The organism is Burkholderia sp. IDO3 (genome assembly GCF_003366075.1).
Lineage (GTDB): Bacteria > Pseudomonadota > Gammaproteobacteria > Burkholderiales > Burkholderiaceae > Burkholderia > Burkholderia anthina.
In genome coordinates this window covers 895,514-917,359 of record NZ_CP028962.1, presented here as the reverse complement: position 1 = coordinate 917,359, position 21,846 = coordinate 895,514, and the positions used below count along the sequence as shown (strand labels likewise).

At 68.5% G+C, this 21,846-nt stretch carries 17 protein-coding genes; 4 read left to right on the top strand and 13 right to left on the bottom strand.

Features of this window, described 5'->3' with window-relative positions; translation table 11 throughout:
* Nucleotides 1–16 precede the first annotated feature (16 nt).
* The 4 genes from DCN14_RS04270 to DCN14_RS04255 form a co-directional block, all read right to left on the bottom strand.
* The gene (locus tag DCN14_RS04270) at nt 17–805 is read right to left on the bottom strand and encodes an SDR family oxidoreductase (RefSeq protein ID WP_096505557.1); all 789 of its coding nucleotides are present in this window, start codon (nt 803–805) and stop codon (nt 17–19) included.
* Between the two features lie 419 nt (nt 806–1,224).
* Complete coding sequence (locus DCN14_RS04265) at nt 1,225–1,812, bottom strand: phosphatase PAP2 family protein (RefSeq protein WP_096505559.1); 588 nt, start codon at nt 1,810–1,812, stop codon at nt 1,225–1,227.
* Nucleotides 1,813–1,893: 81 nt separating this feature from the next.
* Nucleotides 1,894–3,210, bottom strand: coding sequence for an Nramp family divalent metal transporter (locus DCN14_RS04260; protein ID WP_096505561.1), 1,317 nt, complete (start codon nt 3,208–3,210; stop codon nt 1,894–1,896).
* The gene (locus tag DCN14_RS04255) at nt 3,159–4,232 is read right to left on the bottom strand and encodes a helix-turn-helix domain-containing protein (protein ID WP_096505563.1); all 1,074 of its coding nucleotides are present in this window, start codon (nt 4,230–4,232) and stop codon (nt 3,159–3,161) included. The genes DCN14_RS04260 and DCN14_RS04255 overlap by 52 nt, the downstream gene beginning before the upstream one ends.
* A 484-nt stretch (nt 4,233–4,716) precedes the next feature.
* Between DCN14_RS04255 and DCN14_RS04250 the strand changes: the two genes are divergently transcribed.
* Together DCN14_RS04250 and DCN14_RS04245 are read left to right on the top strand one after the other, a co-directional pair.
* On the top strand, nt 4,717–5,658 hold the full coding sequence (locus DCN14_RS04250) for a LysR family transcriptional regulator (RefSeq protein ID WP_096505565.1): 942 nt from the start codon (nt 4,717–4,719) through the stop codon (nt 5,656–5,658).
* Between the two features lie 114 nt (nt 5,659–5,772).
* Nucleotides 5,773–6,174 carry an OsmC family protein gene (locus DCN14_RS04245; RefSeq protein ID WP_096505567.1) on the top strand — a complete coding sequence of 134 codons (402 nt, stop codon included), beginning with the start codon at nt 5,773–5,775 and terminating at the stop codon, nt 6,172–6,174.
* A 131-nt stretch (nt 6,175–6,305) separates the two neighbouring features.
* On the opposite strand, the gene DCN14_RS04240 is transcribed toward DCN14_RS04245, so the two are convergent.
* Nucleotides 6,306–7,187, bottom strand: a complete 882-nt coding sequence (locus DCN14_RS04240) for a Dyp-type peroxidase (protein WP_096505569.1) — start codon at nt 7,185–7,187, stop codon at nt 6,306–6,308.
* A 520-nt stretch (nt 7,188–7,707) separates the two neighbouring features.
* Here DCN14_RS04240 and DCN14_RS04230 point away from each other — a divergent pair.
* Both DCN14_RS04230 and DCN14_RS04225 read left to right on the top strand, forming a co-directional pair.
* Nucleotides 7,708–9,570 (top strand): ABC transporter ATP-binding protein, encoded by a 1,863-nt coding sequence (locus DCN14_RS04230; protein ID WP_096505571.1) that lies wholly within the window; start codon nt 7,708–7,710, stop codon nt 9,568–9,570.
* A 205-nt stretch (nt 9,571–9,775) separates the two neighbouring features.
* A complete protein-coding gene (locus DCN14_RS04225) occupies nt 9,776–10,489 on the top strand; it encodes a riboflavin synthase subunit alpha (RefSeq protein ID WP_096505573.1) in 714 nt (237 codons plus the stop codon).
* A gap of 107 nt (nt 10,490–10,596) precedes the next feature.
* Here DCN14_RS04225 and DCN14_RS04220 read toward each other — a convergent pair whose 3' ends face one another.
* From DCN14_RS04220 to DCN14_RS04180, 8 genes are all read right to left on the bottom strand, one after another.
* Complete coding sequence (locus DCN14_RS04220) at nt 10,597–11,616, bottom strand: chemotaxis response regulator protein-glutamate methylesterase (protein WP_096505575.1); 1,020 nt, start codon at nt 11,614–11,616, stop codon at nt 10,597–10,599.
* A complete protein-coding gene (locus tag DCN14_RS04215) occupies nt 11,613–13,922 on the bottom strand; it encodes a hybrid sensor histidine kinase/response regulator (protein ID WP_096505576.1) in 2,310 nt (769 codons plus the stop codon). Before DCN14_RS04215 ends, DCN14_RS04220 begins: the two co-directional genes overlap by 4 nt.
* A complete protein-coding gene (locus tag DCN14_RS04210; protein ID WP_096505578.1) occupies nt 13,919–14,632 on the bottom strand; it encodes a chemotaxis protein CheW in 714 nt (237 codons plus the stop codon). The genes DCN14_RS04215 and DCN14_RS04210 overlap by 4 nt, the downstream gene beginning before the upstream one ends.
* Nucleotides 14,633–14,684: 52 nt before the next feature.
* Nucleotides 14,685–16,109, bottom strand: a complete 1,425-nt coding sequence (locus DCN14_RS04205; protein WP_096505580.1) for a protein-glutamate O-methyltransferase CheR — start codon at nt 16,107–16,109, stop codon at nt 14,685–14,687.
* Nucleotides 16,106–16,618, bottom strand: a complete 513-nt coding sequence (locus tag DCN14_RS04200) for a chemotaxis protein CheW (RefSeq protein ID WP_096505582.1) — start codon at nt 16,616–16,618, stop codon at nt 16,106–16,108. Before DCN14_RS04200 ends, DCN14_RS04205 begins: the two co-directional genes overlap by 4 nt.
* Nucleotides 16,615–18,291 carry a methyl-accepting chemotaxis protein gene (locus DCN14_RS04195; RefSeq protein ID WP_096505584.1) on the bottom strand — a complete coding sequence of 559 codons (1,677 nt, stop codon included), beginning with the start codon at nt 18,289–18,291 and terminating at the stop codon, nt 16,615–16,617. The genes DCN14_RS04200 and DCN14_RS04195 overlap by 4 nt, the downstream gene beginning before the upstream one ends.
* Nucleotides 18,292–18,415: 124 nt before the next feature.
* Nucleotides 18,416–19,549, bottom strand: coding sequence for a hybrid sensor histidine kinase/response regulator (locus DCN14_RS04185; protein WP_096505586.1), 1,134 nt, complete (start codon nt 19,547–19,549; stop codon nt 18,416–18,418).
* 512 nt (nt 19,550–20,061) lie between these two features.
* Nucleotides 20,062–21,645: a Na+/H+ antiporter gene (locus tag DCN14_RS04180; protein ID WP_096505588.1), complete on the bottom strand. Its 1,584-nt coding sequence runs from the start codon at nt 21,643–21,645 to the stop codon at nt 20,062–20,064.
* Between the last annotated feature and the right edge of the window lie 201 nt (nt 21,646–21,846).

The following is a 21,846-nucleotide window of genomic DNA, read 5'->3' as shown; positions in this document are numbered from 1 at the left end:
TGGTTGTCGATGCGCGTCAGACCGCGCACATGCCGCCGTCGATCACGAGTTCGGCGGCCGTCACGAAGCGGCTCTCGTCGGACGCCAGATACACGGCCGCATGCGCGACGTCGTCCGGGTCGCCGAGCCGGCGCAGCGGAATGCCGCGTGCGAGCTTGCGCGTCGCATCGCGTTCGCCGAGCGACTGGAACAGCGGCTCGACGATCCCCGTGCGGATGAACGCCGGGTGAATCGAGTTGCAGCGCACGTCGAGTTCGCGGCGCGCGCAATCGATCGCGACCGACTTCGTCAGCGACGCGACCGCCGCTTTCGACGCGTTGTATGCGGTGAAGTCCGGTTCGACCTTGAACGCGGCCACCGACGAGATGTTGATGATCGAAGCGGGGCTGCTCTCGGCCAGATACGACAGCGCATGCTTGCAGCCGAGCACGATGCTCTCGACGTTGATCGCCATCACGCGCCGCCACTCGTCGAGCTCGATCTGCGCGGGCGAGCCGATCGACCCGACGCCCGCGTTGTTGACGAGCACCGACAGCCCGCCCAGCGCGTCGACCGCCTGCACCAGCAGCGCCTGCCAGCGCGCTTCATCGCGCACGTCCTGCGTCGCCGCGAACGCGACCGGCGCCGCGCGCCCCGCGTTGAGTTCCTGCGCGAACGCATCGAGCGCCGCTGCTTCGGCGATGTCGGTCAGGAACACGCGCGCGCCCTGCTCGACCATCCGGCGCGCGATCGCGCGGCCGAGGCCGCCGGCGGCGCCCGTGATGTACGCGCACTTGCCTGCGAGGCGCGAAGAAACGACTGTCATGTGACCTGCTCCTATCGTGAATCGTCGTTGCGAGCCGCTGCCGCGACGGCAGTTGCCGTGCGCCGGCCGGCGGCCGCGCGGTGTTGCGCGAGTATAGCGAGCCGGCAGCGACACGCGCACCGGCGGATCGGGCGGCCCGTCGCGGCCGGCCCCCGATCGAACGACCGTCAGCGTACGCGAATGCCGCCAATCGATGAAATGAATATTCGTAATGCCCGGTCATAGACACAACTCATGACCTGCTCGCGTCCGTGCCGATCCGGCGGTGCGGCGCGACCGGGATCTCGGCTCGACGGAAACCGGACGCCGGCACAAGCCGGCAACACGATGAAACGAATGGACTGAAGTATAGGAAGAGCGCCGCCGTGCGAGAACCGCATGCGGCACCGGGGCATCCCGTGCCCCGGCGGGAACCGTCGTCAGAATCCGTCGCCTGACGCGCGCACGAATGCGCAGAGCTGCGGAGAGTGGGTATCGATCATCTGCTGGAACGGCGCGCGATGTCCGTATGCGATGCCGGACACGAGCAGCAGGCAGACGGCCGCGATGCGCGGCGAGAACGCGCGCTTGAGCGCCCGGTCGTACGCGTGCAGGAACACCAGCGCGACCAGGGCGCCGAGCAGCCAGCCGGCGATGACTTCGGGAATCGTGTGCGAATGATCGAACACGCGCGCAACCGCCGTCACCGCGCCGACCGCGAGGCCCGCCGCCACACCCGGCAGCTTCCCCGGACGACACGCCTGCCACAGCATCGACAGCGCGACGGTCCACACCGACGTCGACAGCATCGTATGCCCGCTGATCACGCGGAAATCGAACTGCGGAAGCTCGATTCCGCACCCTGCGTAGAGAATCTTGGTGGCCCCGACGACGCTCATCCCGAGCGCGAGCAGCGCGACCCAGCGCACCGCGAGCCGCCAGTTGGACAGCGCGAGCCAGACGGCGCACGTCAGCGCGACCGGCAGGGTCAACGCGGCATCGCCGATGTTGCTGATTTCACTCCACATGACGGACTTCGAACGACAAGCGAAAGGCCGCAGTTTAACGCAAGCGCGCCGTGCGTCTGTGTCAGCCTGTGACAGGCTGTATCAGCCCGCGACACCCGTAATCAGCAACAGGTTCGTGCCGGTGATGACGGCGAACAGCGCCCACGCGGCCGCCTGCATCCTGCGGCCGATCGCATGCTCGCCCATCGTGTTGCGATCGCTGACCGAGCGGATCAGCGGCCACATCGCGAACGGCAACTGCAGGCTCAGCAGCACCTGGCTCCACACCAGCAACTGCCCGACCGAGCCGTCGCCGAGCCACAGCACGCCGATCAGCGCCGGCACCAGCGCGAGCCCGCGCGTGATCAGCCGGCGCTGGTAGCACGGAATTTTCGTATGCAGGAAGCCGTCCATGATCACCTGGCCGGCGATCGTGCCGGTCAGCGTCGAGCTTTGCCCCGACGCGAGCAGCGCGATGCCGAACAGCAGCGCGGCCGCGCCGCCCGCGATCGGCGTGATGAGCCGGTACGCCTGTTCGATGTCGGTGACGTTGTGCTGGCCGGTCGCATGAAACGCGGCGCCCGCGACGACCAGGATCGCCGCATTGACGAGCATCGCGACGAACAGCGACACGCACGTGTCGATGCGCACCAGCGCGAGCGTGTCGCGAACCAGGCCGCGCGCGCCGCCGACCACGTGCCGCGTCTGCACGACCGACGAATGCAGATACAGGTTGTGCGGCATGATCGTCGCGCCGACGATGCCGAGCGCGAGCACGACCGCATCCTTGCGGTCGTGGCCCGGATCGCCCGGCACGAGCCCCAGCGCGACCGCATGCCAGTCGGGCGGCGTGATCGCGACCTGCGCGACGAAGCAAAACGCCATCGTCGCGATCAGCCCGAGCACGATCGCCTCGATCTGCCGGAAGCCCTTGCCTTGCAGCCCGAGGACGATCACCGTGTCGAGCGCGGTCAGCACGATCCCCCACGCGAGCGGCACGCCCAGCAGCAGCTTGAACGCCAGCGCGCAGCCGAGCACTTCGGCGATGTCGCACGCGATGATCGACACCTCGGCCGTCACCCATTGCACGATACGGCCGAAGCGGCCGTATCGGTCGTAGCTCGCCTGCGCGAGATCCTTGCCCGCGACGAGGCCGAGCCGCGCCGCCAGCATCTGCAGGAAGATCGCGGCGAGGCTGGAAAACGCGACGACCCACAGCAACGAGTAACCGAATTGCGAGCCGGCCTGGATGTCGGTCGCCCAGTTGCCGGGATCCATGTAGCCGATCGCGACCAGCAGGCCCGGGCCGAAGAAGCGCTTGAGCTTCACCCAGCGCGACGCGCCGACGTCGATCGTGATGCTGCCCTTTACTTCTGACGGGCAGAAGGGGGCTGTGGCGGTAGTGGGAAGCAAGGGCATGGGAACCGGGGATCGTGATCGCGACACGGTGATTTTACGGTCATCCGCCCCGTTTTCTCGCGCGCATCGGCGCGCGGGCCCCGGCTCGGCCGCTCGCCGTCGGCGCGGTCGGGCCGCGGCGCGGGCTGCGTGTCGGGCATCCCGTCGGGCGCCCCGGCACCGTTTGACAGCAGCCGCTCGCGTTCGGCGACGCGAAACTCGGTCGGCGATATCAGCAGCCGCTGGCGAAACAGCTTCGCCAGACGCTCGCCGCTGCCGAAGCCCGTGCGCCGCGCGACCTTGTCGGCCGGCAGCGTCGTGTGGATCAGCATGTGACATGCGCGCTCGAGCCGCACGTGCCGCACGAACTCGGTCGGCGTCACGCCGATTTCCTTCTTGAAGCGCCGCAGGAAATTGCGCTCGCTCATCGCGACCGCCTGCGCGATGTCGGCAATCGAGATGCGGTTCGCACTCTGCGCACGCAACTGCTGCACCGACATCCGGATCGACGGGCTCGCGCTCAACTCGCGAAACGCCCACATCGACTGCGTACAGCGCTGTTCGACCGGCCGCAGCAGGTTGCTGGCAATCTCCTGCGCGGCGCTGTCGCCGAGATCGGCGCGGAACATGTCGAGTACGGTGCCGAGCACGTCGGCTTCGTCGCCCTGCCGTTCGATCGTTGCCGCCGCCCGGCGGGCGCGCCCCGTCGTCGTCGCGCCGGCATCCTGCGGCCGCTGCGCCGCCGCGAGCGTCGACAAATCCATCCCGTCGACGATCCATCGCGCATGCCGGCGAATGTCGGTCAGCCGACGCCGCAACGCATCGTCCCAGTTGACCGACACGCGATCGCCGTGAAGGTGAAAGAACGCGAATGCGCGGCGGCCGTGCTCGTCGCCGAGCGCCTCGGCAGCGATCTTCACGCCGGACGACGACTGCAACAACCCGCCGCTTTCGGATACGTACTTCAGCTGGTAATCCGCACTGAACGCATGCAGGCGATTCGCCAGATTGAAAGCCTCGCCGAGACGCGCGGCCTGGGCCAAAGAAAACCCCGTACTCAAATAGACAACGACCCACCTCTGATCTGCTGCTTCCACTGGCCAAGCCCCCGACTGTTTCGACTTCTTCTAATACCGTCGAACTGTCGGGCTTATATTTGGTTTGATCTCGTGCGACAGGACGGCTATCTCGAAATATGAAGCGACGGCATCTTAGCCGAACGGGTCATGTCTTTGGCGCGAAATGGCCGAGCGGGACAGCATGATGGCGGATTACTACAGGCTGTCGCCGGCTGAAGACATGGCCGCGCCGAAGTATGCATGCCGATGCGGCGCGCCGGCATCGAATGCGGCCAATGTTGCGTATCGGGACGAACGTCATCCACATGCATCGAATCGCGTCGATCGTCGTGAACGAGTGCGATAGAAACGGCATTTTCGGCAATGCCGATTCAGGCCAGCGCGCGCCTGCGCGTCCGTTGTTCGCGCATCCTTTAGAATCGGCGCACGCCCCTCCTCGACTGCATCCGTGGCCACCGATCATCGTCTCGACCTGAACCTGTTTCGCGTGCTCGACGCCGTCTACGTGCACGGCGGCATCGGCGCGGCCGCCCGCGCCCTGCATCTGACGCAGCCGGCCGTCACGCACGCGCTCAACCGGCTGCGCGCGCATTTCGACGATCCGCTGTTCGTGCGCCAGGGCAACCGCGTCGTGCCGACCGAGCGCACGCGCGCGATCATCGCGGACGTACAGCTTCATCTGGCCGGCCTGCAGCGCACCGCGCGCGCCCCGTCGGCATTCGATCCGGCAACTCTCGACCTGAGCGTCGCGGTCGGCATTCGCGACGTGCTCGAATCGATCGCGCTGCCGCAGATCGTCGCCGCGTTCGCCGACGAAGCGCCGGGCCTGCGGTTCGTGAGTCGCCGCGTCGCGGTGCACGACATCGAACGCGAACTCGCATCCGGCAATCTCGACCTCGTCGTCGACCGCCGCGTGCAGACCGGCCCGCGCATCGCGACCGAGCACCTGCTCGACGATTCGCTCGTCGTCGCGATGCGCCACGATCATCCGCTGATGAGCGGCACGCTTCGGCGCGGCGACTATTTCGCCGCGCGGCATATCGCGGTGTCGCTGCTCGGCGAGCCGCAGTCGCTCGACGTGCTGCTCGGCAACGACGGGCGCTTCCGTCACATCCAGATGGTCTGCCAGCACTATTTCGCCGCATGCCAGATCGCCGCGTCGGGCGACCTGCTGCTCACGCTGCCGCGCACGTATGCGCTGCGCATGACGTCGATGCTGCCGATCGCCGTGCAGCCGCTGCCGCTTCGGCTCAAGCCGTTTCCGCTGCTCGCTTACTGGCACGAATCGCGCGAAACCGATCGCGCGCACCAGTGGGTGCGGGAACACGTCGCGGCGCTGGTGCGGCGCAGCGCCGGCGTCGCGGCCCAGGATCGCCCTTCACGCCAATGACGCAGGCTTGCGAGCCCGCGCCAGCGCCCGCGATTCCGGCCGAACCGGTATGCTGGCGGCTCGTACGCCGCGCGCCGTCGCGGCCCTCTCTTTCCCGCTCACCGGAGTCTTGCCATGCCGCTCATCCACGCTGCCGCCACCCTCGCCGCCGACGCGCCGAACTACGTCGTCCAGCTCCAGGCCGGCACGCACGCGCTGACCGGCGACGAAGCGCCGCGCGAAGGCGGGCAGGATCTCGGCCCGGCGCCGTACGAGTTCGTGCTCGCCGGCCTCGCGCAATGCACGGCCGCGACGCTGCGCATGTACATGCAGCGCAAGTCGTGGCCGGACGCGCGCATCGACGTGCGCACCGAGCTGCATGCCGATCGCGAAGGGCTGCAATACGTGCGCCGCGTCGTGACGCTCGACGGCCCGCTCGACGACGCGCAACGCCAGCGTCTCGCGGAGATCTGCGAGAAGACGCCGGTCACGCAGTTCATCAAGCGCGGCACGCGCATCGAAACGACGTTGAATTGACCATCGTCGTACGCAACACCGGCATGCGGCGCGGGAAGCAGCCCGCCCCGCACGCGGCCGATACCTGACATGCAAAACGGGCGGGCCGTGCGCCATGCGCGGCCCGCCCGTTCGCGAATGTCGTCCGGCGCTTACAGGCCGAGCGCGGACAGATCCAGCTTGCCGTCCTTCACCGGCGGGCACCAGAAATACGCGCCCGTCAGCGGCCGCGTGAAGCGGAACAGGCCGTCGACGATACCGTCGTCCGCGCCGCTCATCCGGCGCATCTGCACGTCGAACGCGCGAAACGAACAGCCGAACGCGACGAAGTAGAGGCCTGCGCGACGCGCATCGGACCACGGCGACGAGCGGCGCAGCATGAACGCCTCCGGCTCGAAGCTTTCCTGCGCGGTGCGCTTCACGTGCGCGAACTCGGGTGCGTCGTCGAGTTCCTCGTTGTCCGAGCGGCGGCGGCCGATGATGTGATCCATGTCGCCGGACGCAATGCGCTCCATCTGATCGAAGTCGTGCAGCCATTGCTGGACCGCGACGAAGCTCGACCCGTCGAGCCCGGCGCCCTGCCCCGTGACGATCGCCGCGGCCACCGCGTCGTCGCCTTCCGGGTTCTCCGTGCCGTCCTCGTAACCGGACAGGTCGCGGTCGTTCGAATAGCGGAACCCGTCGACCGCGTCCTGCAGCGCGAATGCCGGCGCCAGCGCGCGCTCGATCGCGCGTGCGCGCAGCACGAGGTCGCCGCGATCGTCGCCGCGCAGCCACACCCACACGTCGGCCGGCGTGACCGGCAGCGTGCGGTCGTTCACCGCGAACGCCGGGTATTCGGCGAGGCCCGGAACCGGGCGTCCGAGGTGCGCGGCCAGCGAATGTCCGAAGCCGACGACCGTGTCGCGCCCGTCGACGAGCGCGCGCAGCGCCGTGAGCGCCGCCGCCACGTTGCCGTTGTCCGAAATCGTGAAAGTCAGGTATCGGGCCGCCGTGTCGATCGGAGCCAGGATGCCTTGCTGAACGTCGCTCATCGTTTCCTCAGGAATGTATCGGGGTGAATCCGCGGGGCCGTGCCGGCCGGCGCGTGGCGCGTGGGCACTCGCCGCGCCGCACGCCGCGCAACGCGAAAGTGTAATCGATGCGGGCGGCCGCCCCCTGCGCCACCGCTGCGCGGCACGTGCCACGAAGAAGGGCCGGAACCCCGAATACTAACCGTATCGACGCTGCAACGCCGTATTCGTCAGACGTTGCGGCGAGTCCTGCACTGCTGATAAAATCCGTTCACGTCTTTTCGGCGTCCTTTCAACCGTTCACTTCAGGGAGGTGCGGATGTCCCCCATGCCAGCAACCTTCCCGAACGTGGTCCCACGGCGCGGCTGATCCAGCCCGTCGTCCGCGCCGGCTCCCGGATGCTTCGCTAACCCGCCAGCCCGCGCTTTTTTCCCGACAGCCCGTTTCGTTTTGTCCGCGTCGCTCGTGCGGCCGGCTGTTGCGTTTTCGACGTTCTCCGAACCGGAAAGTCCCGTCGCGCGATGCGCCGGGCAACGACACATGACCAGAAAAACCACCCGTCCGGGCGGCCAGGCATTCCAGGCCGTCTTCGGCTTCACTTTCCGCTACTGGCGCAAACAGCCGGTGCGCACCGCGGCGATCGCGGCGCTCGCGCTGCTCGGCGCACTCGCCGACGTGCTCACGCCGCTGTTCGCCGGCCGCCTCGTCGATGCGCTGTCGACCGGCCTGGCCGACCGCGCCGCCGCGTGGCATTCGGCCCTCGTCGCGTTCGGCACGCTCGCCGCGCTCGGCATCGGCGCGACGCTGCTGCGGCAGGGCGTCTACCTGAACATCATCACGCTCACGCTGAAGATGATGAGCGAGATCGCGGCCGCGTCGTTCCATCGCGTGCAGCGCTTCTCGACCGACTGGCACGCGAACAGCTTCGCGGGTTCGACCGTGCGCAAGATCACGCGCGGGATCTGGGCGCTCGACCTGCTCAACGACACCGTGCTGATCGCGCTGCTGCCGTCGGTGACGATGCTCGTCGGCGCGACCGTGCTGCTCGGCACGCACTGGCCGGTGATGGGGCTCGTCGTCGGCGCGGGTTCGCTGCTGTACATCTCGGTGACGGTCGCCGTGTCGCTCGGCATCGTCGCGCCGGCCGCGCGGCTCGGCAACCTGTGGGACACGCGCATGGGCGGCGCGCTTGCCGACGCAGTGAGCTGCAACGCCGTCGTCAAGGCGTTCGGCGCGGAAACGCGCGAGGAAGCGCGGCTCGCGCGCGTGATCGGCAAGTGGCGTCAGCGCACGCGCCGCACGTGGGTGCGCGGCACGCTCAACGGCGGGCTGCAGGGTGCGATGCTCGTCGCGATGCAGGCCGCGATGATCGGTGTCGCGCTGCGGCTGTGGGCGAACGACGAGGCGAGCGTCGGCGACATCGCGTTCTCGCTGACGATGTTCTTCATGCTGCAGGGCTATCTGCGCGACGTCGGCATGCACATCCGCAACCTGCAGCGCTCGGTCAACGACATGGAAGAACTCGTCGCGCTCGAGCGTCAGCCGCTCGGCATCGACGATCGCCCCGACGCGCCGGCGATCCGGATCGGCCAGGGCGAGATCCGCTTCGAGCACGTGACGTTCCGCTACGGCAACCATCCGGTCGCGCTGTACGACAATTTCTCGATGCGCATCGCGCCCGGCGAGCGCGTGGGCCTCGTCGGCCATTCCGGATCGGGCAAGACGACGTTCATCAAGCTGATCCAGCGTCTGTACGACGTGTCGGGCGGGCGCATCACGATCGACGGCCAGGACATCGCGCAGGTACGGCAGGATTCGCTGCGCAGCCAGATCGCGATCGTCCAGCAGGAGCCCGTGCTGTTCCACCGCACGCTCGCGGAGAACATCGCGTATGCGCGTCCCGACGCGAGCCGCGCCGACATCGAGCGCGCCGCGCGCCTGGCCAGCGCGCACGACTTCATCGTCGCGCTGCCGGACGGCTACGACACGCTCGTCGGCGAACGCGGGATCAAGCTGTCGGGCGGCGAACGCCAACGGGTCGCGATCGCGCGCGCGTTCCTCGCCGATGCGCCGATCCTGATCCTCGACGAAGCGACGTCGAGCCTCGACAGCGAAAGCGAGGTGCTGATCCAGCAGGCGATGGAACGGCTGATGGTCGGCCGCACGACGCTGGTGGTCGCGCACCGGCTGTCGACGGTGCGCGCGCTCGACCGCCTGCTCGTGCTCGATCGCGGCAAGGTGATCGAGGAAGGCAGCCACGACGCGCTGATCCGCATCGACGGCGGGATCTATCGCCGGTTGTTCGAACGGCAGGCGCTGGAACTGGCGAAAGGCTTGATCGATTCGCCGGGGCGCATGGTGGATGACGATGCGGGGCCGTTGGGGGAGCCGGCGGCGGTTTGATGCCGGCAGGCGGTGACGTGAGCCGATGGCGACGTCGTTGCCGTCGGCTCACGCCGTCATCGGATTGGGATCGAGGCCGTGCCGATGCACGGCCTTTTTTACTGCCGGCTTCCGTGGACGCCACCGCGCCGCAACCACGTCGGCGATGGGGATTCCCCGGATCACTTATCATACCGGCCAGGCAATTTGCGACGAAAGGCAGATCATGTTTACAGGCATTGTTCAGGGTATTGGCGTCATCGAGACCATCAAGGATCACGGCGAGCTGCGAACGTTCAGCATCGCGTTCCCCGAGGGCTTCACCACCGACATCGAGATCGGCGCGAGCGTGTCGGTCGACGGCGTCTGCCTGACCGTGACGACGATCCATTCCCCGGCCCTGATCGACTTCGACGTGATGCTGCCGAGCCTGCGCATCACCACGCTGGCCGACCTCACGACCGGCGCGCGCGTCAACGTGGAGCGCGCCGCCAAGGATGGCGCGGAAATCGGCGGGCATCCGCTGTCCGGCCACGTCGACTTCATGGGGACCATCGCGGACATCGCGTCGTCCGAGCACAACCGGATGATCCGGATCGCCGTGCCGGCCGATTTCAAGCGCTATGTGTTCGCGAAGGGCTATATCGCGATCAACGGCTGCAGCCTCACCGTGTCGGACGTCAACCGCGACGAAGGCTGGTTCGACGTGTGGCTGATTCCGGAAACGCGCCGCGCGACGACCTTCGACGCGAAGGGCGCCAGCGACAAGGTCAACATCGAGATCGAACGCAGCACGCAGGTGGTCGTCGATACGATCCGCGAATCGGTCAAGGAAACGCTGGGTGAATTGACCGGCGTCGTCACGACGCTGCTGGCGGAAAAAGGCATCGACATCGAGGAACTGCTCGCGCGCAACGTCGCGCGGCTGCCGAAGCAGTAACGAACGCCGCTTTACCCGGCGATCCCCGGATCACCGGGTATCGGCCTGCGTTCTGCCCCCGGTTCGGCCGCCTCGCACGCCGGCCCACGCGCGGCCCCGGCGCGCCGTCAGTCGCGCGGCATGCGCGTCACGCGCGAGATCAGCTGGGGCCCGATCCGGTCGAGCGGCAGGATCGCCGACGCCGCGCCGATGGCCGCGGCCGCCTTCGGCATCCCGTAGACGGCGCTCGTCGCCTCGTCCTGCGCGATCGTGTAGCAGCCCTTCGCGCGCATCGCCTTCAGCCCGAGTGCGCCGTCGCGCCCCATTCCCGTCAGCAGCACGCCGAGCGCATCGCCCTGCCAGCCATCGGCGACGCTGTTGAAGAACACGTCGATCGACGGCCGGTACGGCGTTTCGGCCGGGTGCCGCGTATAGCCGAGCACGCCGCGCGGCGACAGGCACAGGTGATCGTTGGTCGCCGCGAGCAGCACCTCGCCCGCCTGCGGCACGCTACCCTGCCGCGCGATACGCACGGGCAGCCGCGTATAGCCGTCGAGCCAGTCCGCCATGCCGAGCGCGAATGCCTGGTCGACGTGCTGCACGATCACGAGCGCGGCCGGAAAATCGGCCGGCAGCGCGCGCAACAGCGCGGTGAGCGCGGTCGGGCCGCCCGCCGACGCACCGATCGCGATGAGCGTCGGCTGGCCGCGCGCGGGCGCTGGCCCCGGCGGCACGAGCGTGGCCGTGCGGCTTTCGAGCAGCCGGCCGATCTGGTCGATCTTCGCGAGCAGCGGCTGCCGCGCCCCATCCGACGGCAGGCCGAGCGCGAGCGTCGGCGTGTCGACCGCATCGAGCGCGCCGGCGCCCATCGCCTCGTAGACCGACGACGTGTTCGCACTGACGCTCGCCGTCACGATCAGGATCGCGCACGGCGCGCGCGCCATGATCTGCCGCGTCGCGGCCACGCCGTCGAGCTTCGGCATCACGAGGTCCATCAGCACGAGATCGGGCGGATGCGCGACGCAGAAATCCACCGCCTCGTCGCCATCGGTCGCCACCCACAGCACCCGGTGATCGGTGCGCAGCGCGATCACGCGGCGCAGCGCCTCGACGGCAAGCGGCAGATCGTTGACGATACCGATGTTCATCCGCGCGCATCCCCGATCAGGTCGTGCACCGCATCGAGCAGCGCCTCGTCGTGGAAACTGCTCTTCGCGAGATAGTAGTCGGCGCCGGCATCGAGCCCGCGCCGGCGATCCTCGTCGCGATCCTTGTACGACACGATCATCACCGGTACGCGCGTGAGCATCGGATCGCCCTTGATCAGCGTGACGAGCTCGATCCCGTCCATGCGCGGCATGTCGACGTCGGTCACGACCAGATCGAACGCGTCGCTGCGCACCGCGTTCCAGCCGTCCATCCCGTCGACCGCGACGGTCACGTCGTAGCCGCGCTTCTCCAGCAGCTTGCGTTCGAGCTCGCGCACCGTCAGCGAATCGTCGACGACGAGCACGCGGCGGCGCCGGTCGGCGAGCGCGAATTGCGGATCGCGCATGAGCTTCGCGAGCTGCCCGCCGCGCACGAGCTTGTCGACCGAGCGGATCAGGTCCTCGACATCGACGATCAGCACCGGGTCGCCGTTCTCGAGCAGCGCGCCGGCCGCAATGTTCTGGATCTTGTGCAGGCGGCTGTCGAGCGGCTGCACGACGAGCATCCGCTCGCCGAGGAAGCGGTCGACCGCGACGCCGTACAACTCGGGTTCGCCGCCGACCACCACCACCGCCGTGCTGGTGCGCGTGACATCGGGTTCGCCCGCATCGAGCAGCTGATGCGCGGAAACGAGGCCCGCGCGCCGGCCGTCGAACGGAAAATGCGGCTGGCCTTCGAGCACGTCGATGTCTTCGTGCGCGAGTTCGAGCGTGCGCCGCACGTGGGCCAGCGGAAACGCATACGGCTCGCCGCCGACCTCGACCAGCAGGCTGCGGATCACCGACAGCGTGAGCGGCAGCTGCAGCACGAAACGCATGCCCGCACCGGGCTCGTTGAAGATGCGCACCGCGCCGCGCACGCCGCGCGCCATCTCCTGCACCGCGTCGAGGCCGACACCGCGCCCGGACACGTCGGTCACCGCGTCGCGCATCGAGAAGCCCGGCAGCAGCAGGAATTCGAGCAGTTCGGGATCGGACAATCGCGCAGCCGTCTCGTCGTCGGTCAGGCGCTGGCGGACGACGGCCGCGCGCAGCGCGTCCATGTCGACACCCGGGCCGTCGTCGATCACGCTGACGAGCAGCGAACCGGCGCTGTGACGCGCTTCGAGCGTCACGCTCGCCTCGGCCGGCTTGCCGCGCGCGCGCCGCGCATCCGGCGACTCGACGCCGTGGTCGAGCGCGTTGCGCAGCAGGTGGCCGAGCGGCGCATCGAGCAGGTCGAGAATGTCGCGGTCGACCTGCGTGCCTTCGCCGACGATCGAGAAGCGCACCTGCTTGCCGAGCGAGCGCGCGAGATCACGGACGATGCGCGGATACGCGCGCGTCGCGTCGCCGAACGGCCGCATCCGGCACTGCAGCGCCTCGTCGTACAGCTGCTCGGCGATGTGCGTGCTGCGTCGCTCGAAGCGGTCGAATTCGTCCATCCGCTCGGCCAGCGCACGCTGCAGGTCGTTGAGCATGTGCCGCACTTCGTTCACCGACGCGAGCACGCCCGCGCCGAGCTCATCGGCAAACTGTTCGTACACCAGATCGAGCGAACGGGCCGCGTCGCGCTGCGCGCGCTTCACGCGCAGCATCGATTCGGCGAACGGCTTGAGCCAGCGCGATTCGACGAGCGATTCGCCGGACAGGCTCAGCAGCCGGTTCAGCGTATCGGCCCGCACGCGACGCATCGCGCCCGCGCCGGCCGCACGGCCAGCCTGGACCGAATCCGGCACGGCCGCCGATACGGCCAGCGGCGGCACCTCGGCCCCCGCGCCCACCGGTTCGTTCGCGGCGCCGTCGTGCTCGCGCAGCGGCACGACGGACGGCGGCGCCGGCGGCTGCGCGAACGTCGATGCCGGCATCGCCTGCACGCCGTCCGCGCCAGTGAGCGCCAGCGCGAACGCCTCGATCTCGGCCGACGACACGATCGGCGCATGAGGATCGGCGACACGCACCAGCAGATCGACGCCGGCCAGCAGCACGTCGACGTGCGCGGCCGTCAGCGCGATCGTGCCGGCCTGCGCGGCGACGAAGCATTCCTCCATGCGTCCCGCGATGTCGACGCCGAGCGGCACGCCGACGATGCGCGCCGCGCCCTTCAGCGAATGCGCGGCGCGCATGCATGCCTCCAGCGCGACGGAGTCGGGCTCGCCCGATTCGAGCGCGAGCAGACGCTCGGACAGCGCCTGGGTCTGCGTGCGCGTCTCCTCGCGATACAGCTCGAGCAGCGACAGGTGGCTCAGATCGTCATCGCCGCTCATCGCATGCTCCGGGTCACGGCGTCGAACAGACGATCGTCGTCGAGCAGGCCCACCGACTTGCCGCGCCACGACAGCACGCCGCGCGACAGGCCGGCGCTCGCGCGCCCGACCGTCGCCGGCACGGGTACCCATTCGGATGCGCCGAAGTGCAGCACGCCCTCGACTTCGTCGACCGGAAACACCACCGGCTCGCCCTGGTGCGCGACGACCAGCAGACGCGTGAAGCGGCCGTCCGCGTCGCCGGTGGCGTCCTTGCCGCCCTCGCCCGCATCGAGGCCGAGCAGCGCGCCGATCGAGATCGCGATGCGCAGCGTGCCGCGAATGTTGACCACGCCGCGCACGGCCGAGTGCCGACGATGCGGCAGCGAATGGACCGGACGCGTGCCGGCGATCTCGCGCAACACGCCGATCGGCAGCGCGAGCCATTCGTCGGCGACGCGAAACGCCAGCGCCGCCTGGCGCGTATCGTCGTCGCCGTGCGCGCGGGTCGCGTCGAACGCGCTCATCCGGCGCGTGGCGTCGGCCATCTCGGCCGCGCCGAGCGGACGCTCGAGCAGTTTCGCCGCGTGATACGCGTAGACCGGACAGTTCAGGCAGCGCAGACAGTCGGCCAGCCGCTCGCACGAACGGTCGCCGCGCGTGCCGATCCGGTTCCAGCAATCGTCGACGCCGATCGTCGTGCCGTCAGTGACAACGGCGTCGCTGTTCATTCTTTCCTCGGTCATCCCGATCTCGGCTCCCAACCCGTATTCTCATAGTCTCTTATCCGGCCGAGCGCCGCGCACGCTCGAGCAGCCATTGCGCGCCGGCGCCATCGCCGCCGACATCGAGCAAGGTCGCAAGATGCGTCAGCGCTTCGTGGTGCGTGGGCCGCAGGTACAGCGCCTTCCGGTAGAAGTCGCCGGCTTCCGCTGCACGCCCGCGTGCATCCGCGATCAGCCCGTTCAGGTAGAACGCATCGGCGTGCGGCCCCACCCGCGCCGAAAACAGCGCGAGCACGCGCTCGGCCTCGTCGAACGCCCCTGCGTTCGCGAGCGCCTGTGCCTCCTCGAGCGTCGGCGCGACGTTATCGGCAACCGGCGCGGCCGCGTCGAGCAGCTCGCCGCGCATGTCGGCCCGTATTTCAGCGCCGACATCGGAATGCGGCTCGACCGCTATCGGGCGCTCGGCCGCCGCGAGCCCCGCGACCGGTTGCTGCGCGGCACCGATCCATGTCGGCGGCACGACGGCCAGCATCGGACGCGCGGCGGCCGCCGGCGCCACCGTGAAGCGCTCCGCGCGCCGGTACGGCGCAACCGCGGGCACCGGAGCCGCATGCCGGGCCGCGTATCCGTCCGCCACCGCACCGGTGCGCGCGCGATGAAACGCGAACGCCAGCGGCACGCGTGCCGAGCGCATTCCGTGCCGCATCGCGACGCCCGTCTCGGCCGGACCGACGAACAAGGTTCCGTCGTCGGTGAGGCAGCTTTCGAGCGAACCGATCACGCGATCCTGCACGTCGCGATCGAAATAGATCAATACGTTGCGGCAGAACACGAAATCGTAGCGAATGCCCGTGTCGGCGCCCGGTTCGACCAGGTTGGCCTGGCGAAACTGCACGCATGCGCGCACGCGCTCGTCGAGCAGCCAGCCGTCCGCGGCCTGCGTGAAGTGCCGGGCGCGAAACTCGGTCGCCGTGCCGCGAAACGCATTGCGTCCGTAGCAGCCGAGCCGCGCCTGTTCGATCGCGCGGGCACTCAGGTCGATCGCGTCGATCGTGAAGCTGGCCGGATCGAGCCCCGCGTCGAGCAGCGCCATCGCCGCCGAATACGGCTCTTCGCCGCTCGAGCACGGCGCGCTCAGCACGCGGATCACGCGCCCGGGCGTGGCCGCAAGCCGCTCGGCGGCGAGCCGCACGAGCGTCGCGAAGGCCTCGCGGTCGCGGAAGAACCACGTCTCCGGCACGACGAACAGTTCGATCAGCGCGCGCCGCTCGTCGGCCGAAGCGTTGAGCTGCTGCCAGTACGCGTCGAGCGCGTCCGCGGTCACGGGCGGCCGCGCCGCCGACGGCAGCCGCTCGCTGTCGCCCTGCAGCGCATGCACGCGCTCGGTCAGCGCACGGCTCAGGAAATCGTTGCCGAGCGAATCGGGGTCGATGCCGGTCTCGCGCAACAGCCAGCCGCGAAATCGCGATTCGGACGCTTTCATGCGGACTCCCCTTCATGGCCCGGCTGGCCGTCGAACAGATACAGGCGTGCAACGTCGTCGATCAGGTCGGCCACCGCCACCTGCTGCACGATGCCGTCGGGCGTGTTCGCGACCCGCCCGAGCCAGCGCGTGCGCGCAGTCGATACGCCGCTCGCCTGGAACGTCGTGCGATCGATCCGCAGGGTCTGCGTCGCGTGCTCGACGATCAGGCCGATCACGCGCCCGCGCCCGGCGGGCCCGGCGAGATAGCGAACCATCACGAGCCGCGTCGAACGCAGCGCATGCGCGCGCCGCCCGAGCGCCAGCATCGGCACGTCGATCACGGGCACCGGCTGGCCGCTGCGCATCAGCAGCCCGGCGATCCATTCGGGCGCGCCCGGCACGGCCTTGGTGGCCGCGAGCGGCAGCACCTCTTCGATGTCGGCCGCGTCCAGCGCATAGCGCTCGCCGTCGAGCTCGAACATCAGGAACAGCGCGTGCACGCCGCCGTGCGGCTCGGCGCGCGTCACGCGTCGACCTTGAAGCGCGACACGCTGGTGCGCAGCTGGTTCGCGACGAGCGTCAGGTCGTCGATCGCCTGCGACGACTGGCGCAGCGATTCGGCCGTCTGCTGCGCGGCTTCGGACAGTTGCGACAGCGCCTGCGTGATCTGCTCGGCACCGTTCGCCTGCGTCTGCATCCCTTCGTTGACCATCTGGAAGCGCGGCGCGAGCGTCTGCACCTCGGCGATGATCTGCGACAGTTGCCCGCCGACCTGCTGCACGTCGAGCATCCCGCGGCGCACTTCCTCGGAGAACTTGTCCATCCCCATCACGCCCGCCGACACCGCCGACTGGATCTCCTTCACCGTCTGCTCGATGTCGTAGGTCGCCACGGCCGTCTGGTCGGCCAGGCGGCGGATCTCGGTCGCGACGACCGCGAAGCCGCGGCCGTATTCGCCGGCCTTCTCGGCCTCGATCGCCGCGTTCAGCGACAGCAGGTTGGTCTGGTCGGCCACCTTGGTGATGGTCGCGACGACCTGGTTGATGTTCAGCGCCTTCTCGTTGAGGATCGCGAGTTTCGCGTTCACCGAGCCGGCCGCGTCCATCACGCTGCGCATCGTCTCGCCCATCCGCGTGAGCCCGCTCTGGCTCACGCCCGCGAGCGTCGCCGACTGTTCGGCCACGCCGGCCACCTCGTTCATCGTGCGCAGCAGGTCGCGCGACGTCGCGAAGATCTCGCGGGACGTCGCGCCGATCTCGGTGGTCGTCGCCGCGGTTTCATTCGCGGTCGCCTGCTGCTCGCGCGACGTCGCCGCGATTTCGGCCACCGACGTCGTCACCTGCAGCGACGACTGCTGCGCGCGGGCGACGAGCTCGGTCAATTCGTCGGCCATCCGGTTGAAGCCCGTCTCGAGCGTGCCGAATTCGTCGTGCCGGCGCAGGTCCAGGCGACGCGTCAGGTTGCCGGTGCGCATCACGTCGTGCACTTCGACGAGCCGCGCCATCGGCACGGTCACCGCGCGAAACAGCCCGTAGCCGAGCCCGAGCGCGGACAGCAGCACGATGCCCAGCGCAAGCGCGAGCACGACCTCGGTGTCCTGCACCGACTGGCGAATCACCTTCGCGGAGTTGTCGGCGAACTTGCGGTTTTCCTGCACGAGCGTGTTCGCGTTGCGCACGACCTCGGTCCAGACCGGCGCCGCCTTCGCGTAGGCGGCGGTGGCTTCCTCGTGCGACGTGCGGGTCTTCTGGATCGCATCGTTCAGCAGCGGCACGTAGCGGTCGTACGCGCCGCGGAACGTCGCGAAACGCTGCCGGTCCTCGTCGCGAAACGCCGTGTTCTGGTAGTCGACCGACAGCGATTCGATGTCCTTCAGCGAATCGGCGATCTTCGCGAGATTGTGCTGGACGGTGTCGGGGTCGGTATCGACGAACGTCGCCTGCTGCAGCAGCGAGAACGACTCGTTGACCGACGCGCGCAGCGACGCCGCGAGATAGACGCCGGGCAGCGAATCGCGTTCGATGCTGACGGCTTCGCTGTTGATCGCGCGCAGGCGCTCGTAGGACACGCCGGCGGTCACCAGCATCAGCACGAACAGCACGCCGAAGCTGAGCAGGATGCGGTTGCCGAGCGTCAGCCGGGCAGCGCCGATCGTCGGGTGCAGGCTTTCATTGGTTGCGCGGGGCGTCACGGTGGCCATGTTCGTTATGGGCTTTCTAGAATCAGCGTTGAAAAAAATTCGCGCCCGCCCGCGCGCCGAACGGCGCGCCACGAGCGCATCTGGGCCAGCGGACGATGCGGCGCCGGCAGGCCGCGCCGCGATATTACCGCTCCGCCTGCGCCGGCAGTCGAAGCCCGACCATGAAACCGCGCGGCGAATTGCGCATCAGGATCTGGCCGCGATGCCGCGCCGCCGTCGCGCGGACGAACGCCAGGCCGAGGCCGAAGCCGCTGCGCGCCGCGCCGTGCGCGGATTCGAGCCGCACGAACGACTCGGTCGCGGCCGTGCGCTGCTCGGGCGCAATGCCGGCGCCGGCGTCCTCGACGCCGATCAGCCATGCACCGCCGTCGTCGCTCAGCGTGCAGTGCACGACGGTGCCGGCCGGACCGTATTTCAGTCCGTTGTCGATCAGGTTCGCGACCGCACGCGTGAGCATCATGCGGTCGCCCATCGTCACGCACGCGGTGTCGGGCACGTGCGCGACGACGCGGCTGCCGAATCCGGCCGCCTTCTCCCACAACTGGTCGACGGCGTCGAGCACGATTTCGTTGAGACTCACGACCTCGTGCGCGCGGCGCTCCGACTGCGCGCGGGTCAGGTGGATGAAGCCGTCGGCGAGTGCGAGCGCCCGGCGTGCGTGGCCGGCAATGCGCTCCATGATCGCCGGCATGTCGCCGTGCTCGCTCCGGTAGACCTCGAGCAGCGCGAGGATCGACGTCTGCGGGGAACGCATGTCGTGCGACAGGAAATCCAGTGCCTCGTCGCGCTGTCGCGACATCAGGTACGAATTCGAGTGATAGCGGATTCGCGCGGTCAGCTCCATCGCGTCCGGCAGCTTCACGAGATAGTCGTTCGCACCGGCGATGAACGCCTCGCGCTTGACGATCGGCTCCTCCTTCGCCGACAGCACGATGATCGGCACGCGCGCGGTATCGGCGTGGGCGCGCCACGCGCGAACGAGATCGAGGCCGTCGATTTCCGGCATCACGAGATCCTGCAGGATCACCGTCGGCTTCACGTCGCGCGCGACCGCCATCGCCCTGTGCGCATCGGTGCACACATGCAGGTCGATATCGTGCTCGCTGCGCAGCGCGCGCCGGATTACCTCGCCGACGAACGGCTGATCGTCGACGAGCAGGACCGACAGCCCCGATTCAAGACAATCCGGCGCATTTTCACCGCTCGATTCTTTCATAAATACCGTTTCAAACGCCAAATCTCCAATTGATTCTTTCATAGGAGTTGTTTATCTGACTTGGGCGCCATCTTAATTTGGCGGCTGAGCAATTCACCCGTTGTTGCCGATCTGGCCTGTCGGCATTGCCTCACGGGGATTCGAACGCCGATTTTTCCCCGTCGACGGTCGCATTACCTCCGCGTGCTTTCTCTCAATAAAGATAACCGGCTGATTCTAAATGAAATTAGAACACAGCATCTATCTCCTTCCGGTTTAGTTTTGCCAAATATAGTGAAAGAGCGGGATTCAGATAAATCAGATCATTTCCGGATTCGAAAGACGGGAACGTTTGCGCGGGCGGTGCCGCGAGGTTTGCATACGCCGCAAGGCCGGTACGCCGGCCGTATCGGGGCCGGATCTGGACGTGCCGAATCGGGGAAATGAGGGGGGCATGACGCCACGGCGGTGGGCCGCGACGCCGACACCGACACCGACGCCGGACGCCGGACGCCGGGTGGCGGGTGGCGGGTGGCGGGCGATGCGCCAACGCCCCGCCGCCGCGCGGTCGGCCGTCAGCCGCGCGCGTGCTGCGCGGAGACTTCCTGCAGATCGAGATCGCGCTCGAGCATGTGCAGCATCTCGTCGTGGATGCGGCCCGAACGATGCAGGTGCAACAGTTCCGTGCGCCCGGCCTTGATCGCGGCCAGCACGACGTCGTAGTGCGCGATGCGCACCTCCGCCGGATAGGCCGGCTCGTTCTTCGTCCGCTCGGTCAGCTCCGCGCGATAGGTGTATTGCTCCAGCAGGCGCGGGTGAATCACCTTGCCGCTCTCGTCGCGCACCAGCGGCTGGATCGCCGCGAGCTGCGCCGCCTCGATATGTGCCCATGCCTGCGGCTCGGTCAAGTGGTGCGCGGCGCGCGCTTCGTGCTGCGGCAGCCGCAGCAGCCGGATCAGCGGACCGATGGTCGTGCCCTGCAGCAACACCGTGACGAGGATCACCGCGAACGACGCGACCAGGATCACGTCGCGGCCCGGCATCGCCTCCGGCAACGACAGCGCGATCGCCAGCGTCACGACCCCGCGCATCCCAGCCCAGCTCATGATGGTCGCGGCCTTCCAGTCGGGCGCGAAACCACGCCGGACGATTCCGCGCACCGGCACCTTCAGCACTTCGACCGCATAGATCCACACGAAGCGCGACACGACCACCGCCGCCAGCACCGCGAGCACCGGCGGCACCATCGTGGCGAGCACCTGCTCGAAACCGCCGAGCCGGTGTATCGCGCCGCGCAGCGACAGCCCGATCAGCACGAACACCAGCGCCTCGAGCAGGAACACGATGACTTGCCAGAACGCGGTGCCGCGCGTGCGCACGGCCGCCGAGAACACCTCGTGCTGATGCCAGCCGACGATCATGCCGGCCGTGACCGTCGCGATCACGCCCGACACCTCGACCATCTCGCCCGCGATGTACGCGATCCAGCCGGCGATCACCGCGACGGTGACCACCAGATAGTCGTCGTCGAGCAGCTTCAGGAACCACACGACGAGCTTGCCGACCAGGAAGCCGACCACGACACCGCCGAGCCCGAGTTCCGCGAAGCGCACGACCGCATGCTCGAGGCTGAACGCGCCCGTCAGCGCGGCGGCGACCGCGAAGCGGAACAGCACGAGGCCGGCCGCGTCGTTCAGCAGGCTCTCGCCTTCGAGCAGCACCATCAGCCGGCGCGGCAGCGCGACGCGTTCGAGCACCGCCTTCGCGGCCACCGCGTCGGGTGGCGACACGATCGCGCCGAGCGCGAAGCACGCGGCCCACGGCAGCGACGGCACGACCCAGTGCACGGCGAAGCCGACCGCGAACGTCGTGAACACCACCGCGCCGATCGCGAGCATCAGGATGCCGCCGACGTTGCGCTTGAACTCCTCCCATACCGAGAAATACGCGCCGTCCATCAGCAGCGGCGGCAGAAACACCAGCAGCACGAGATCGGGATCGAGATTGATCGGCGGCAGGCCGGGAATGAACGCGATGCCGATGCCGCCAATCAGCAACGCGGCCGCGGGCGGCAGCCGCAGCCGCTTGGCGATGCATTCGAGCGCGACGATCGCGAGGAATGACAACAGAACCAGCTTGAATGCCGAGACGGGGGACATGAATCGACCTCGTGAAGAATGAATACGCACGCCTTCGGGTGTCGTACCCCGACGGCCATTTCGCGCGATTACATCACGATGCGATGCATGCAGTCGAGCGCGTTCGGCACACGCGGCACGCGGTGTCGCCCGACGGTGCGCGGCAAACGACCGTCGTGCCCGGATTCGCACGCCGAAATGAAAAGCGGCACGCAGGCCCGC

Excerpts from the sequence above, each read along its gene's own strand:
- DCN14_RS04230 (WP_096505571.1), top strand. The coding sequence starts at position 7,708 with ATGACCAGAAAAACCACCCGTCCGGGCGGCCAGGCATTCCAGGCCGTC.
- DCN14_RS04180 (WP_096505588.1), bottom strand. The coding sequence starts at position 21,645 with ATGTCCCCCGTCTCGGCATTCAAGCTGGTTCTGTTGTCATTCCTCGCG.
- DCN14_RS04210 (WP_096505578.1), bottom strand. The coding sequence starts at position 14,632 with ATGAACAGCGACGCCGTTGTCACTGACGGCACGACGATCGGCGTCGAC.
- DCN14_RS04260 (WP_096505561.1), bottom strand. The coding sequence starts at position 3,210 with ATGCCCTTGCTTCCCACTACCGCCACAGCCCCCTTCTGCCCGTCAGAA.
- DCN14_RS04220 (WP_096505575.1), bottom strand. The coding sequence starts at position 11,616 with ATGAACATCGGTATCGTCAACGATCTGCCGCTTGCCGTCGAGGCGCTG.
- DCN14_RS04270 (WP_096505557.1), bottom strand. The coding sequence starts at position 805 with ATGACAGTCGTTTCTTCGCGCCTCGCAGGCAAGTGCGCGTACATCACG.
- DCN14_RS04265 (WP_096505559.1), bottom strand. The coding sequence starts at position 1,812 with ATGTGGAGTGAAATCAGCAACATCGGCGATGCCGCGTTGACCCTGCCG.
- DCN14_RS04240 (WP_096505569.1), bottom strand. The coding sequence starts at position 7,187 with ATGAGCGACGTTCAGCAAGGCATCCTGGCTCCGATCGACACGGCGGCC.
- DCN14_RS04215 (WP_096505576.1), bottom strand. The coding sequence starts at position 13,922 with ATGAGCGGCGATGACGATCTGAGCCACCTGTCGCTGCTCGAGCTGTAT.
- DCN14_RS04195 (WP_096505584.1), bottom strand. The coding sequence starts at position 18,291 with ATGGCCACCGTGACGCCCCGCGCAACCAATGAAAGCCTGCACCCGACG.
- DCN14_RS04225 (WP_096505573.1), top strand. The coding sequence starts at position 9,776 with ATGTTTACAGGCATTGTTCAGGGTATTGGCGTCATCGAGACCATCAAG.
- DCN14_RS04205 (WP_096505580.1), bottom strand. The coding sequence starts at position 16,109 with ATGAAAGCGTCCGAATCGCGATTTCGCGGCTGGCTGTTGCGCGAGACC.
- DCN14_RS04185 (WP_096505586.1), bottom strand. The coding sequence starts at position 19,549 with ATGAAAGAATCAATTGGAGATTTGGCGTTTGAAACGGTATTTATGAAA.
- DCN14_RS04245 (WP_096505567.1), top strand. The coding sequence starts at position 5,773 with ATGCCGCTCATCCACGCTGCCGCCACCCTCGCCGCCGACGCGCCGAAC.